The 14,202-nt window shown below is 65.9% G+C and carries 12 protein-coding genes; 5 read left to right on the forward strand and 7 right to left on the reverse strand.

The annotated features are described in order from the left end of the window. Positions 1–72: 72 nt before the first annotated feature. Positions 73–2,397 carry an autotransporter outer membrane beta-barrel domain-containing protein gene (locus F6X59_RS18800; protein ID WP_152957525.1) on the forward strand — a complete coding sequence of 775 codons (2,325 nt, stop codon included), beginning with the start codon at positions 73–75 and terminating at the stop codon, positions 2,395–2,397. Here F6X59_RS18800 and F6X59_RS18805 read toward each other — a convergent pair. Then, complete coding sequence (locus F6X59_RS18805) at positions 2,394–3,017, reverse strand: LysE family translocator (RefSeq protein WP_152957526.1); 624 nt, start codon at positions 3,015–3,017, stop codon at positions 2,394–2,396. The two genes, F6X59_RS18800 and F6X59_RS18805, sit on opposite strands and share 4 nt — an antisense overlap. Positions 3,018–3,148: 131 nt before the next feature. Here F6X59_RS18805 and F6X59_RS18810 point away from each other — a divergent pair, with 131 nt between their 5' ends. Both F6X59_RS18810 and F6X59_RS18815 read left to right on the forward strand, forming a co-directional pair. Further along, the gene (locus tag F6X59_RS18810) at positions 3,149–3,967 is read left to right on the forward strand and encodes an AraC family transcriptional regulator (protein WP_152957527.1); all 819 of its coding nucleotides are present in this window, start codon (positions 3,149–3,151) and stop codon (positions 3,965–3,967) included. A gap of 61 nt (positions 3,968–4,028) precedes the next feature. Then, a complete protein-coding gene (locus F6X59_RS18815) occupies positions 4,029–4,643 on the forward strand; it encodes a LysE family translocator (protein ID WP_152957528.1) in 615 nt (204 codons plus the stop codon). On the opposite strand, the gene F6X59_RS18820 is transcribed toward F6X59_RS18815, so the two are convergent. Then, positions 4,591–5,316: a metallophosphoesterase gene (locus tag F6X59_RS18820; RefSeq protein ID WP_152957529.1), complete on the reverse strand. Its 726-nt coding sequence runs from the start codon at positions 5,314–5,316 to the stop codon at positions 4,591–4,593. The two genes, F6X59_RS18815 and F6X59_RS18820, sit on opposite strands and share 53 nt — an antisense overlap. 74 nt (positions 5,317–5,390) lie before the next feature. On the opposite strand from F6X59_RS18820, the gene F6X59_RS18825 reads away from it, so the two are divergent. Together F6X59_RS18825 and F6X59_RS18830 are read left to right on the forward strand one after the other, a co-directional pair. Further along, positions 5,391–5,906, forward strand: a complete 516-nt coding sequence (locus F6X59_RS18825; RefSeq protein ID WP_152957530.1) for a DUF3016 domain-containing protein — start codon at positions 5,391–5,393, stop codon at positions 5,904–5,906. Between the two features lie 78 nt (positions 5,907–5,984). Then, on the forward strand, positions 5,985–6,719 hold the full coding sequence (locus tag F6X59_RS18830; protein WP_152957531.1) for a carbon-nitrogen hydrolase family protein: 735 nt from the start codon (positions 5,985–5,987) through the stop codon (positions 6,717–6,719). Positions 6,720–6,740: 21 nt separating this feature from the next. Here the strand turns inward: F6X59_RS18830 and F6X59_RS18835 are convergent, their stop codons facing one another. From F6X59_RS18835 to F6X59_RS18855, 5 genes are all read right to left on the reverse strand, one after another. Beyond that, the gene (locus tag F6X59_RS18835) at positions 6,741–7,241 is read right to left on the reverse strand and encodes a methylated-DNA--[protein]-cysteine S-methyltransferase (protein WP_152957532.1); all 501 of its coding nucleotides are present in this window, start codon (positions 7,239–7,241) and stop codon (positions 6,741–6,743) included. A gap of 78 nt (positions 7,242–7,319) precedes the next feature. Next, on the reverse strand, positions 7,320–8,966 hold the full coding sequence (locus F6X59_RS18840) for a fatty acid--CoA ligase (protein WP_152957533.1): 1,647 nt from the start codon (positions 8,964–8,966) through the stop codon (positions 7,320–7,322). Between the two features lie 11 nt (positions 8,967–8,977). Next, positions 8,978–10,747, reverse strand: coding sequence for an acyl-CoA dehydrogenase C-terminal domain-containing protein (locus F6X59_RS18845; protein ID WP_152957534.1), 1,770 nt, complete (start codon positions 10,745–10,747; stop codon positions 8,978–8,980). Continuing rightward, positions 10,740–13,205: an RND family transporter gene (locus F6X59_RS18850; RefSeq protein WP_152957535.1), complete on the reverse strand. Its 2,466-nt coding sequence runs from the start codon at positions 13,203–13,205 to the stop codon at positions 10,740–10,742. The genes F6X59_RS18845 and F6X59_RS18850 overlap by 8 nt, the downstream gene beginning before the upstream one ends. Then, complete coding sequence (locus F6X59_RS18855; RefSeq protein WP_152957536.1) at positions 13,205–14,182, reverse strand: YCF48-related protein; 978 nt, start codon at positions 14,180–14,182, stop codon at positions 13,205–13,207. The genes F6X59_RS18850 and F6X59_RS18855 overlap by 1 nt, the downstream gene beginning before the upstream one ends. Positions 14,183–14,202: the final 20 nt, after the last annotated feature.

Genomic DNA, 14,202 nt, shown 5'->3' on the forward strand with positions numbered 1-14,202 from the left:
AGGCAGGGCCGAAGCGGCACCTAAGATGCCGCTTCAGGTAGTGGTCCCTCTAATGGACACGGAGACCTGCCTATGCGTTGCCCTCGCCTGCTACTGCCTGCTGCCTTTCCCCTCGTTGCCCTGCCGCTGATCGTCCACGCGCAAGCCTTGGTGGTTTCGCCTGGCGACAACCTGGGTGCCGTCGTACAGACCCCGGCCATCGACGACTTCAGGATGACCGGCGGGACTGTGCAATCGCTCAATCAAGGGCAAGGCTACGACACGTTCTCCATGTCCGCCGGGCAGATCGTCGGTGCATTCGAGGATGGCGACTACGCGATCTTCGCCGGCGGGCGTATTGGCCGGGTTGACCTCAAGCTGGCAGACAACTACTTCGAAATGTCCGAGGCCCCTGGTGTCGATACCTTGATCGATGGCAACCTGGTCAGCGGCTTCGGCAACGACACCATCATCCTGCGTGGTGGCACCATCGGCGGCAACATCAGTACCAGCGGCGGAGTCGACGACATCACCATCAGCGGCGGCCTGCTGAAAGGCAATGTACTGGCCAGTGCGGGAGACGACGTCTTCACCTGGAATGGCGGCCGTATTCGCGGCGAGGTCGATATGGGCCCGGGTGATGACCATGCAACCATCGTCGGCCTCGACTCCAGCACGCTGGTCATTGTACTGGACGGTGGCCGCGGCAACGACAGCCTGGTATTCGAGAACAGCCAGATCAATGGCGCAACCCGGTATGTGAACTGGGAAGCCATCGGCCTGTTCGAAAACAGCCGCCTCACACTGGACGACACCTTGACCCTTGGCGACGGCACCGCTGAGCAGCCTGGCAGCGGCACTGGCGCCTTGCTCATCGACGACAGCAGTACACTGGTTTCCCGCCAAGGCACCATCACGCCCGTCAGCCAAGGGCAGAAGGCGACGCTGAACAATGCTGGCACCCTCGACCTCAGCAGTGGCGATGACGCTCAAGGCAGATTGACTGTGAACGGCAATTACGTGGGGGAAAATGGCCTGTTGCGCGTAAACAGCGTGTTGGCAGGTGACGACGCAGCCTCCGACCGGCTGGTCGTCAGCCAAGGCACGATCACCGGCAGTACGCGCTTGCAGATCAACAACCTGGGCGGCACCGGTGCTACCACCCTGCAGAACGGCATCCAGGTGGTCGAGGCTCGCAATGGCGCCACCAGCAGCGCCACCGCCTTTGTCCAGACACAGACGCTGTCGGTCGGCGCCTACGACTACCGGCTGTTCAAGGGCGGGGTAACCGCAGGCAGCGAGAACAGCTGGTACCTGCGCTCGACGCTGGTGGCAACACCGTCCGCCACTGCCCCGGCACCAGGTGAGCCGCCAGTCGAGCCCGCAGCAACCCCACCCGTGGCTGCACCGGCTCCCGGCCAGGCCGAGCTGCCAGCCCCGGTTGCCGGCGTCAGTGTGCCGCTGTACCGCCCCGAAGTGCCGGTTTACGCCGCCGCACCACGGGGTGCTGCAATCATCGCTCGTCAGGCCCTGGGCACCTTCCACCAACGCCAGGGTGACCAGCAGTTGCTGGCTGGCCAAGGCAGCCTGCCCGCCAGCTGGGGCCAGGCCTACGGCGGCGCGCTGCGCCAGCAATGGAGCGGCACCGTCAGCCCGAGCCTGAACGGTGACCTGTACGGTTTCAAGGTGGGCCAGGACCTGTATGCCAAGCTCAGCGATAACGGCTATCGCCAGCATCTGGGCCTGTATGTCAGCCACAGCCGGCTGGACGCCGACGTCAAAGGCTTCGCATTGGCCGTGAAGGACCGCAGCATTGGTGACTTGAAGCTCGATGGCGACAGTGTCGGCGGCTACTGGACGCTGGTTGGGCCGCAAGGCGGGTACCTCGACAGCGTGCTGCAGTACACCAAACTCGATGGCCGCGCCCGCTCTGACCGGGGCGACAAACTGAACATCGACGGCCACGCCTGGACCGCATCGCTGGAGTCCGGCTACCCGATCAGCCTGTCGGAACGCTGGACCCTGGAGCCGCAAGCCCAGCTGATTGCCCAGAAAGTCTCACTGGACAGCGCCAACGACAGCGTCGCGCACGTCAGCCATGATGCCCAGGTCGAGCTCACCGGCCGGCTCGGCGTGCGCCTCGAAGGGGCCTGCAACACCAGCACCGGGCACTTGTTGCAACCCTACGCGCAACTCAACCTGTGGCATGGCGACGGTGGTCGCGACACCCTGACGTTCGATGGGCTGGACAAGATCAAGACCGACTACCGCTACACCTCGTTGCAGCTGGAAACCGGCCTGGCTGCCCAGGTCAGCGCGGCGCTGAGCCTGCACGGCGGCGTGCAGTACTCAAGCAACCTCGACAGCCGCCAGCAGGAAGCCAGCGGCGTGAATCTGGGCGTGCGCTGGCAGTTCTAGCGGCGCGCCGCCAGCAGGCCAAGGCCGGCGCAACCGAGCAGCGAGGCGCTGACCCGGTTGAACAACCGGCGCGGCCCTGGCTGGCTGAACCAGCGTTGCAGGTAGGCACCCAGGCCTGAGTAGATGGCGATCGCTGCCCACTCCAGCAGCAGGAACAGCATGCCGAGCCAGAGGAACTGCTCGCTCACCGAGGTGGCGCTGCCAACCGAGACGAACTGCGGCAGGAAGGCGGTGAAGATCAGGATGGCCTTCGGGTTGCCCGCCGCCACCCAGAATTCCTGGCGCGCCAGGCGCCAGGTGCCGCGCGGATGATCACCGGCCACCACGGCCTCGCCAACTGGGGCGCGCCACAGCTGCCAGGCGATGTAGAACAGGTACGCCGCGCCCACCACCTTGATTGCCAGGAACAGGTATTCGCTGGTGTGCAGCACCACCGCCAGGCCCATGGCGGCCAGGGCGATCATGCCGCTGAAGGCAAGAATCCGCCCGGCGCCGGCCACGCAGGCGGTGCGCAGGCCGAAGCGGCTGGCATTGTGCAACGACAGCAGGTTGTTCGGCCCCGGCGCCATGTTCAGGGCAAAGCAGGCAGGGATGAATAGCAACAGGCTCGACAGGTCCATTTTGTTCTCCAGGCAATCAGCCGCTACTGTCGATGCCGGGCCGGGGCCGGGTCAAGGTACAGCCAGCGGCAAAAACTGTACGGTCAAGTGCCCGCCGCTGCTAAGCTGCCCAGCTGATCGAGGACCCTGTCATGCCCACTGCCCGCTCCCAGCATTGGCGCGACCCGGCACTGCCCTGGGTGGAAAGCCGCCGCGCCTGCCATAGCCGCGCCTGCTACAAGGCGCACAGTCACCCGACCTTCTCCATCGGCGCGGTGGATGCCGGCAACAGCTGCTTCACAGGCGCTGGCGACGGGCAGGAGCGCCTGACGCCGGGTACCCTGGTGCTGGTGCCGGCGCAGCGGGTACATGCCTGCAACCCCGTGCCCGGCCAAGCCTGGAGCTACCAGATGCTGCATGTGGATGCTGCCTGGCTGGCGCAGTGGCGGCTGGAGTCAGGGCTCGCCGCAGCCAGGCCCGGTGCCCCTGCGCGGCTCAGCCGGGACCCGGCGCTATACCGTGAATTCTGCGCGCTGAACGACCTGCTCTTTTCCACCGCCGGCGTCGGCGAGAAAGAAGCGGCGCTACTGGCATTCCTGGGGGATCACGATTTTTCGGCGCAACCGGCATCGCTCGCGGCCCCCGCGCCTGTGTTGCGGATGCCGACCTTGCGGGGGCTGATCGAACACATCGAAGCGCAGGACCTGGCGCAACTGAGCCTGGAACGCCTGGCCAGGCAAGCAGGCCTTGGCCGCTACCAGCTGATCCGTGCATTTCGCGCCGCCACCGGGCTGACACCCCATGCTTACCTGCTCAATGCACGGGTCAACCGTGGCCGGCTGCTGCTGCGTGACGGCCTGGCGTTGGCCGAGGTTGCCTACCAGCTGGGGTTTGCCGACCAGAGCCACTTCCAGCGGGTGTTCAAAGCCCATGTCGGGGTGACGCCGGGGCAGTACCGCCACGCGCAATAATCTTCAATACCTGTGCCAGAGCAGCCTCCAGACTGCGGCTTTGTTCCCGAGACAGCCCAGCATGGAGCAGTTCCTGATCGTCGCCCTCGCCCACTTCCTTGCCCTGCTTTCACCCGGCCCGGACTTTTTCCTGGTTGCCCGCACCTCGGTAGCGGCAGGCTGGCGCGTGGCCAGCGGCGCCTGCCTGGGCATCGCCTTGGCCAATGGCCTGTTCATCGCCATGGCCTTTGCCGGCCTGGCCATTCTGCGCCAAGGCAGCGTGCTGTTCCTCACCCTGCAACTGGCCGGTGCTAGCTACCTGCTGTACATCGGCCTGCTGTTCCTGCGCCATGCCGGTAAAAACGAGCTGACAGCCGTTGCTGGGCCGGGCGCGATCAAGGGTTGGTGGCGTGGCCTGGGCCTGGGCTTTCTGTCAGGGGCGCTGAACCCGAAGAACGCGCTGTTCTACGCCAGCCTCGCTGGCATGGTGGCCAGCAGCAGCGCCGGCTGGAAGTGGCTGTACAGCGCGTGGATGTTCAGCATCGTGCTGCTGTGGGACCTGCTGGTGGCAGCGGCCATCGGCAATCAACGCCTGCTGCGGCGCTTCACCCATGCCCTGCCGTGGCTGGAACGGGCCTGCGGGGTCATGCTGATGGTGCTGGCCGTGGCGCTGCTGATTCATCTGCTGGCGGGCTGACCAGGCGCAGGCTGGCAAGGTCCATCAGGCTGAAATGGCCGCTGGCCCAGCCGCCGGTATCCAGATGCCAGACGTTGCCCAACTGCTTGGCCCGCAATACCGGCGTATGCCCTACCAGCAAGGCGCGCAAGCCTGCCACGAGCTCGGTGTTGCCATCCTTCAGGCGTTGCCGCGACCACTGGCACACCTCGCGAACGCCAGCGTCATCATCGAACAGCAGGCTGTTGCGTAATTCGCTCCAGTCGTTGAACGGGCTGTCGGCATGCAGCAGGCCGATCAGGCCGGAGTGGGTTTGCACTTCCAGGGCAATCGGCAGTTGCAGGAACCGTTCGACGAAGACCGCCTGCTTGTCGCGGGGCATGTCGATGAACCAGCCACCACCTGCGGCACGGTACATCTCCAGATCCAGACGCCCGCCATGCAGGCAGGTGATCGCCAGCGACTCGTGATTGCCCTGCACGGCGTGAAACCAGGGCTGCTCCAGCCACCACAGGCATTCTTCGCTGTGCGGCCCGCGGTCGACCAGGTCGCCGACGCTGAACAGGCGGTCCACTGCGGGGTCGAAAGCTGCTGCGTCCAGGCATTGCTCAAGCCGCCGAAAATGCCCGTGGATATCACCCACGGCCAAGTCACGCCCCTTGCTGTTGGCGGCTAACCGCCGAAACCGGCTCATTACAATGTTCCTCTGCTGGCGCGCCGCGGCCGGCGTAAAATGAAGCGACACGCAGCCCGCCCCGGAGGTGCATCATGCGTAACGCTCTTGTGTGTGCCGTGCTCATGGCGCTGTCATTCAACAGCATGGCACAAGGCACCCCACCTGCGCAGGTCGAGGTGCGTTTCGACCACCCGGAAACGTTTCGCGACGCCAGCCTCGATGGCCCTGGCTATGAACGCGGCGCCGATCCCTACGTGATGAAGACCCTGACCGAGTACCTGCAGAAACTCGGCCAGCGCTACCTGCAGCCCGACCAGCAACTGGTCATCGACATTCGCGACGTCGACCTGGCTGGCCGTTACGAGCCATGGCACAGCCAGGCCTACGATGTGCGCTTCATGCGCGACATCACCTGGCCGACCATCGACCTGAGCTACACCCTGCACCAGCCTGGCAAGCCCGACCAGCAGGCCCAGGAGCGGGTCAGCGACAAGATGTACCTGAGCCGCCCGGGCCGCGCCGCCCATAGCAGTGACCGCCTGTACGCGGAAAAGGCCATGCTCGACGACTGGTTCCGCCAGCGGTTCGCGCCGCATTCGACGTCCTGAGGCAACCCTTTGCTGGTACAGGCGAGTGTGTCGGGGGTATGCTCGGCCCTTCGACCTGTGCCAGGGAAGGGACGCACCATGAAACTCTGTGCCGTACAACTGGCGTCGCGCAAAGGTGACCTGGCCGGCAACCTCGCCCGCCATCTGCGCTGCATCGAGCAAGCCGCGGCACTGGGCGCGGAACTGGTGGTGTTCCCGGAACTGTCGTTGACCGGTTACGAACCGACCTTGGCACGCCAGGTGGCCCTGCCGCTGACCTCTGCCCGCCTTGAACCGTTGCAGGCGCTTTGCGATCAGCTGGCAATCAGCGTGGCCGTGGGGTTGCCACTGCCGACCGCAGAGGGAATACGCATCGGCATGCCCATCCTGCGCCCGGGCCAGCCGCCGCTGGCGTATGCCAAGCAACGCCTGCATGACGATGAACGGCCGTTCTTCACGCCCGGCGATCAACCCCTGGTGTTCGCGTCGGGGCCGCTGCAGATCGCCCCGGCCATCTGCTATGAGTCGATGTTCATCGAACATGCCGCCCAGGCCCATGGGCTGGGTGCCGAGCTGTATCTGGTCAGCGTGGCCAAGACCGCCAAAGGCATGCGCGAAGGCAACGAGCATTATCCGGAGGTGGCACGCAGCTTGGGCATTCCGGTGTTGCTGGCCAACTGCGTCGGGCCGGCCGACAACTTCATCGGTGCCGGCGGCTCGGCAGCCTGGGACAGCCAGGGCAACCTGCTGGCAGCGCTGGATGACAAGGCTGAAGGCCTGATCCTGCTGGACACCACCAGCAACATTGCGCTCGGTGTGCCGCTGTCTGCGTGAGGGACAACTGGCGCAGATTGTTCAGAGGTCCAAAGCCAGGCTCTGCCGCCCTTCCAACGCCAGCAGATACTGCTTGGCCGGCAAGCCCCCGGCAAACCCGGTCAGGCTGCCGGACGCGCCGATTACCCGGTGGCACGGAGCAATGATCGAGATCGGATTGCGCCCGTTGGCTGCACCCACCGCGCGCACGGCACTGGGGTTGCCGATCTGCCGGGCGATGTCGCTGTAGCTGCGGGTCTGGCCAAAGGGAATGGTCAGCAGGGCCGCCCACACCTGGCGCTGGAATTCGGTGCCGGCAAAGTCCAGCGCCAGTTCAAAGTGCTGGCGGGTGCCAGCGAAGTACTCACCCAGCTGGCGGGCCGTTTCGCGCAGCATCGGGTGGCGGTCATCGCGGTGCAGATCGCCAAGCCGCACGCGGTTCTCGCGTTCCTCCTGCCACAGCACAGCGGCGAGTCGCTCGCCGCGTGCCACCAGGGTCAGGGTGCCGACCGGGGACGGCATCAACGTAAAGGCGCTGGACATCTGAGTTCCCTACGGCAAACCAGTTTCAGCGCACTTTAACGTCGCTCGCCCCCCGCTGCATCCGCTTTCTTGCGCAGGTTATTCGGTGAGCAGCGACTGTCGGATCAATTTCTTGTCGACCTTGCCTACGCTGGTTTTCGGGATTTGCTCGACACAACGTATCTGCCGCGGAATCGCCCACTTGTTCAGCTGGCCGCTGGCAACAAAAGGCTGCAGATGCTCGGCCAACGCCGCCGCATCCAGCTGCCGACCGTCGCGGCAAACCAGCAGTGCCAGCGGCTGCTCGCCCCATTGCGGGTCCGGCACGCCGACTACCGCCACCGCCTCGACCGTCGGGTGCTGGCTGATCAGGCTTTCCAGTTCGACCGAGCTGATCCACTCGCCACCGGTCTTGATCACATCCTTGATCCGGTCGCGGATGCGCACCACGCCACCTGCGTCGACGCAGGCCAGGTCACCGGTGTGCAGCCAGCCACTGCGCCACAGCGCGGCGCCTTGCTCCGGTTCCTTGAAGTAGCCCTGGGTCAACCATGGCGCGCGCACCACCACTTCACCCAGGCGCTCGCCATCGTGTGGCACGTCATTGCCAGCGTCATCGACGATACGCAGGTCCACCAGCACGATCGGCACGCCGGCATTGATGCGCAGCGGCACCTGCTCGGCCATGGGCAGCGCCAGGTCCTGGGCGTTCAGGCGGGTGACGCTGAGCAGCGGGCAGCTTTCCGACATGCCATAGCCGCAGTGCACGCGAATACCGCGGTTGCTCGCGCGCTGCGCCAGCCCCACGGTCAGTGCGCTGCCACCGAGCAGCATCTTCCAGCCGATCAGGTCGGTGCGCCGGCCCTCGTCGCAGTCGAGCATCATCTGCAGCACGGTTGGCACGCAGTGCGAGAAGGTCACACCCTCCTCCCGGTACAGCCGCACCAGGCGGTTGGGCTCGTAGCGCCCCGGGTAGACCTGCTTGATGCCCAGCGCCGTGGCCACATAGGGCACGCCCCAGGCATGCACATGGAACATCGGCGTGATCGGCATGTACACATCGCCTTCACGCAACAGCGGTTCGCCGCCGCAGGCGGCCAGGGTGGCCTGCTCGGCCAGGGTGTGCAGCACCAACTGGCGATGGCTGAAATAAACGCCCTTGGGCAGGCCGGTGGTACCGGTGGTGTAGAACAGCGTGGCCAACGAGTGTTCGTCGAAGTCGGGGAAGTCGAAGCGGGTGCCCGCCGCGTCCAGCAACGCCTCGTACTCGCCCAGGGTGGGCAGCGTCGGCTGGTCGCAGGCGCCATCGCTGAGGCGGATGAAGCCTTGCACGGTCGGCAGTTCATCGCGCAGCTGCTCCATCAGCGGCAGGAAGTCGTCATGCACCAGCACCAGCCGGTCTTCGGCATGGTTCATGGTGTAGCGGACCTGCTCGGCGGACAGCCGCACGTTGACGGTGTGCAGTACAGCGCCGAGCATCGGCACGGCGAAGAAACATTCCAGGGCGCGGTGGCTGTCCCAGTCGAGCAAGGCGACGGTGTCGCCTGGCCTGACCCCGGCCTCGGTGAGCACGTTGGCCAGGCGCTGGATGCGTTCGATCAGCGTCGTGTAGCTGTAGCGCAGCGTGTCGGCATAGACGATTTCCTGGTTCGGCTGGTAACGCACGCCCGACAACAGCAGGCGCTTGATCAGCAGCGGGTAGCCATAGGCCTGTTCGGCGGCCGGCATGATACGGGTGGTGGTCATCGCGGCATCCTTCACAGCAGGTCGGCATCGAGCAGGTAAAGGCTGTGGCTACCGGCCTTGACGCTGGCGCTCAGCGATTGGGTACGCGGCAGCAGGCGCGCGAAGTAGAAGCGCGCGGTGGCCAGCTTGCTCTGGTGGAACGGCTCGGGCTGCGCGGTGTTCAGGGCGACCTCGGCCATGCGTGCCCACAGGTAGGCATACAGCGTGTAGCCGAACGCATGCAGGTATTCCACCGACGCAGCGCCAATCTCCCGAGGGTTGCCCTGGCCGCGGTCGAGGACCCAGGCCGTCAGGTCATCGAGCTCGTTCAGCGCCGCCAACAGCGGAGCTGCGAATTCGGCGGTCAGCGCCTCGGCGAAGGTGCGGATCTCCGTCGACAGCAGGCGGTACGCCTGGCCGCCATCGCCCAGCAGCTTGCGCCCCACCAGGTCGAGGGCCTGGATGCCGTTGGCGCCTTCGTAGATCTGGGTAATGCGGCAATCGCGAATCAGCTGTTCCTGGCCCCATTCGCGGATGTAACCGTGGCCACCGAACACCTGCTGGCCATGCACCGTGGTTTCCAGGCCCATGTCGGTGAGGAAAGCCTTGGCCACCGGGGTCAGCAAGGCCACCTTGGCCTCGGCCAGGCGACGTGCGTCGGCATCCTCGCTGTACTTGGCCAGGTCCAGTTGCAGCGCCACGTAGGTGGAAAATGCCCGCCCGCCTTCGTTCAGGGCCTTCATGGTCAGCAGCATGCGCCGCACATCCGGGTGCACGACGATCGGGTCGGCGGCCTGCCCGGGCGCCTCGGCGCCGGTCGGGGCACGGCCCTGCTGACGGTCGCGGGCATAGGCGATGGCGTTCTGGTAGGAGCGCTCGCCCAGGGCCAGGCCCTGGATACCCACGCCCAGGCGCTCGTAGTTCATCATGGTGAACATGGCATTGAGGCCCTTGTTCGGTTCGCCGACCAGGTAACCGATGGCGCCGTCGAAGTTCATCACGCAGGTGGCCGAGGCCTTGATGCCCATCTTGTGCTCGATCGAGCCACAACTGACAGCATTGGCCTCGCCCAGCGCGCCATCATCGTCGACCAGCACTTTCGGCACCAGGAACAGGGAAATACCCTTGGCCCCAGCAGGTGCGTCAGGCAAACGGGCCAGCACCAGATGGATGATGTTCTCGCTCAGGTCCTGCTCACCGCCGGTGATGAAGATCTTGGTGCCGCTGACCCGGTAGCGGCCATCGGCCGACGGTTCGGCACGGCTGCGCAGCAGGCCCAGGTCAGTACCGCAGTGCGGCTCGGTCAGGCACATCGAGCCCGTCCAGCGCCCTTCATACATCGGCGGCAGGTAACGGGCCTTGAGCGGCTCGCTGGCGTGGTTGAGCAGTGACAGGCAGGCGCCTGCGGTGAGCATCGGGTACAGGCCGAACGACAGGTTGGCCGCGTTGAGCATTTCTTCGAGCTGAGCGCCGATCACTTTCGGCATGCCCATGCCGCCATATTCCGGGGCGCCGGCCACACCCACCCAGCCATCTTCGGCAAACGCCCGGTAGGCGTCGGCAAAGCCATCCGGGGTGATTACGCGGCCGTTTTCCCAACGGCAACCCTGCTCGTCACCACTGCGGTTGAGCGGCGCCACCACGTCGGCAATCAGCTTGCCGGCCTGCTCGAGCACGGCCCGGGCGGTGTCGCCATCGACCTGCTCGGCCAGCGCCGGGGTCTGCGCCCACCAGGCCGGGATATCGAACACTTCGTTGAACAGGAAATCCATGTCGCGCAGTGGCGGAAGGTAATCAGACATGAGGCGAACACTCGGTTTCTTGGGTTGACGAACGTGACGCGGCACGGGCCCGGCTTGCCGCCGGGGCGCCATGGCCACGCAAGAGGAAGTGCGACAGCGCCGGGATCAGCACCAGCGCGCCGAGCATGTTCCAGAGGAACATGAAGGTCAGCAGCAGGCCCATGTCGGCCTGGAACTTGATGGGCGACCAGGCCCAACCGACCACGCCAGCGGCCAGGGTGATGCCCACCAGGCCGACCACGCGCCCGGTGAAGGCCACGGCCTTCTGGTAGGCCTGGGCCAGCGGCAGGCCGGCACGCTGGTGATGCAGCTGCACGCTGAGCAGGTACAACGCGTAGTCGACGCCAATGCCGACACCCAGGGCGATCACCGGCAAGGTGGCGACCTTGACACCGATGCCCATCGCCACCATCAGCGCTTCGCACAGCAGTGAGGTGAGCATCAGCGGCAGGATTGCCACCAGGGTGGCGCGCCAGCTGCGGAAGGTGAACAGGCAGAACACGGTAACCGCCAGGTACACCAGCAACAGCATGCGGTGGTTGGCCTCGCGCACGACGATATTGGTCGCGGCCTCGATACCGGCGCTGCCGGCGGCCAGCAGGAACTGGCGATCGTCACCACTGTTGGCCTGGGCGAAGCGCTCGGCGGTGGCGGCAACTTGCGCCAGGGTGTCGGCACGGTGGTCCTTGAGGTAGGCGATCACCGGCATCAGCGAACAGTCGTTGTTGAACAGCTCCGGGGTGTTGACCGAGGCCTGCTGGGCCGCGTAGTTGAGCACGTCCTGGTTGCGCTGCAGGCTGTTCAGGCGCGGGTTGCCCTCGTAGGTGCCGGCGGTGATCTGGCGCACTGCGTTGGCCAGCGACAACGTGGTCTGTACCCCGGGCAGCTGTTGCAGCTCCCAGGCCAGGCGGTCGGCCAGCACCAGCGTCTGGTAGCGCAGGCAGCCTTCGGCGGGCGTCTTGACCATCACCGCGAAGGTGTCGCTGCTCAGCGCGTAGTGGCTGGTGATGAAGGCGTTGTCACGGTTGTAGCGCGAGTCGGCGCGCAGCTCCGGGGCACCGCTGTCGAGGTCGCCGATCTTCAGCTGCAGGCTGCCCCACACACCGACGGCGGTAAGGGCCACGGCCACCAGCAAGGCGCCCGTGGCCCACTTGCGTTCGGTAAAGCGGTCGAGCAGGTCCCACAAGCGGCCAAAGCCACGGTGCTGCGCCGCACGGGCATCGATGTACAAGGCGCGCTCGGCGGCCTTGCGGCCAACGCCGACATACGACAGCGCCACCGGCATCAGCAGCAGCGAGGTGAAGATCAGCACCGCCACACCGATGCTGGCGGTGATGGCCAGGTCCTGGATCACCGGGATATCGATCAGCATCAGTACGGCAAAGCCCACCGCGTCCGCCAGCAGCGCGGTGACCCCGGCCACGAACAGGCGGCGGAAGGTGTAGCGTGCGGCGATCTGCCGGTGGGTACCACGGCCGATGTCCTGGAGGATGCCGTTCATCTTCTGCGCGGCGTGGGACACGCCGATGGCGAAGATCAGGAACGGCACCAGGATCGAGTACGGGTCGATGGCATAACCCAGCCAGGCAACGATGCCCAGCTGCCAGACCACCGCGGTCAGCGAACACAGCACCACCAGCAAGGTGCTGCGCACGCAGCGGGTGTACAGGTAGATGATCACCAGGCTGGTGACCACGGCCAGGGCAAAGAACGCCATTACCTGGATCAGCCCGTCGATCAGGTCGCCCATCAGCTTGGCGAAACCGATCACGTGGATCTGGTACTGGCCGCTGGCCTGGTACTGGCTGCGCAGGTGTTCGAGCTTTTGCGAGAAGGCGTGGTAATCGATGCCTTTGCCGGTGGCCGAATCCTGGTCCAGCAGCGGCACGATCAGCATGCTCGACTTGAAGTCGCGGGCCACCAGGCTGCCGACGATATTGGCGCGCTCGATGTTCTGGCGCAGCTGCTCGATGTCGGCGGCGCCGCCCTGGTAGCCGTCAGGCATCACCGGGCCGCCCTGGAAGCCTTCTTCGGTGACCTCGGTCCAGCGCACTGCCGGGCTCCACAGCGACTTCATCCAGGCACGGTCGACACCGTCGCTGAGAAACAGCTCGTCGTTGATCTGGCGCAGGGTCTGCAGGTAGTCGGGGTCGAAGATGTCGCCGCGGGTGTTCTCCACCACCACCCGCACCGAGTTGCCAAGGCCGCGCAGCGACTGGCGGTTTGCCAGGTAGTTCTGGATGTAGGGGTGGCTCTGCGGCAGCATTTTCTCGAAGCTGGGGCGCAGCTCCAGGCGGGTCAGTGCCATGTAGCCGAGCACCAGGGTGGTCAGCAGCATGCACAGCACGAAGGCCAGGCGGTGGTTGAACACCAGGCGCTCCAGGCGATTGCCCGAACGCGGGTCGAAGTCGGCGAGGTTGTGGATCACCGGCAGTGGGTCTTGGCGGATATCGGCCATCAGGGTCTTCTCTCGTCGAAGGTACGCACGCCCCGCTCGCCCACCAGTACCAGGCCGGTACCGGCGTCGTCGGCAAGCGCGGTCACCGGGCCACGCGTGGCTTGTGGCTGCGGGCTGAAGCTGGCGCCGCCGTCGCGGCTGAGCAGCAGGTCGCCGGCCTGGCTGGCCAGCCAGACCTCGCCGCCTGCGCCAAGGCTGGCCGCCGTGAGGCTGGTCTTCACCCCGCTGCTGACCGGTTGCCACTGCTGGCCGCCGTCACTGCTGCGGTAGGCATTGCCGCGCAAGCCGTAGATCAGCAGCAGGCCGGGTTTGCCGACGGCACCGAACAAGGTGCCGGCATACGGCGTGGGTACCTGCTCGAAGCGTTGACTGGCGGTATCCAGCTTGAGCAGCAGGCCCTGCTCGCCAGTGATGTACAGCGCGTCACCGACTGGCGCCAGGCTGGTCAAGTGCAGGCCTTGCGGGTTGTCGCTGTGGTCCTGCCACGGCAACCAGTGCTGGCCACCGTCCTCGGTGCGCAACAGCAGGTTGAACAGGCCCACGGCATAGCCGTGCTGGTCATCGCTGAACCACACATCGAGCAAGGTGCTGTCGGTGCCGTCGGCCAGTTCACGGCCATCGAGCTGCTTTTGCCAGTGCTGGCCGCCGTCGCGGCTATACAACACCACACCGTCGTTGCCCACTGCCCAGCCGTGCTCGGCAGTGGGGAAGCTGACCGCGTTGAGGTCGGCGCTGACCGGCACCTGGGCCTGCTGCCAGTGCGCGCCATGGTCGTCGGAATACACAATGTGCCCGCGCGGGCCCACCGCCACCAGGCGCGCACCGGCCTGGGTCACATCACGCAGCGCACTGGCTGCGGCCAATGCACTGGGCATCGCCGGCAGGTCCAGCACGTCGGTGAAAGGCGCCGCCTGGGCCGCGCCTTGCAGCGCGCCCCAGAGCAGCATCGCCACGCTGCATCGTTTGAAGACAGACATTGCCAACCTCTGCGCCATGC

This window comes from Pseudomonas sp. MN1F, assembly GCF_009391885.1.
Lineage (GTDB): Bacteria > Pseudomonadota > Gammaproteobacteria > Pseudomonadales > Pseudomonadaceae > Aquipseudomonas.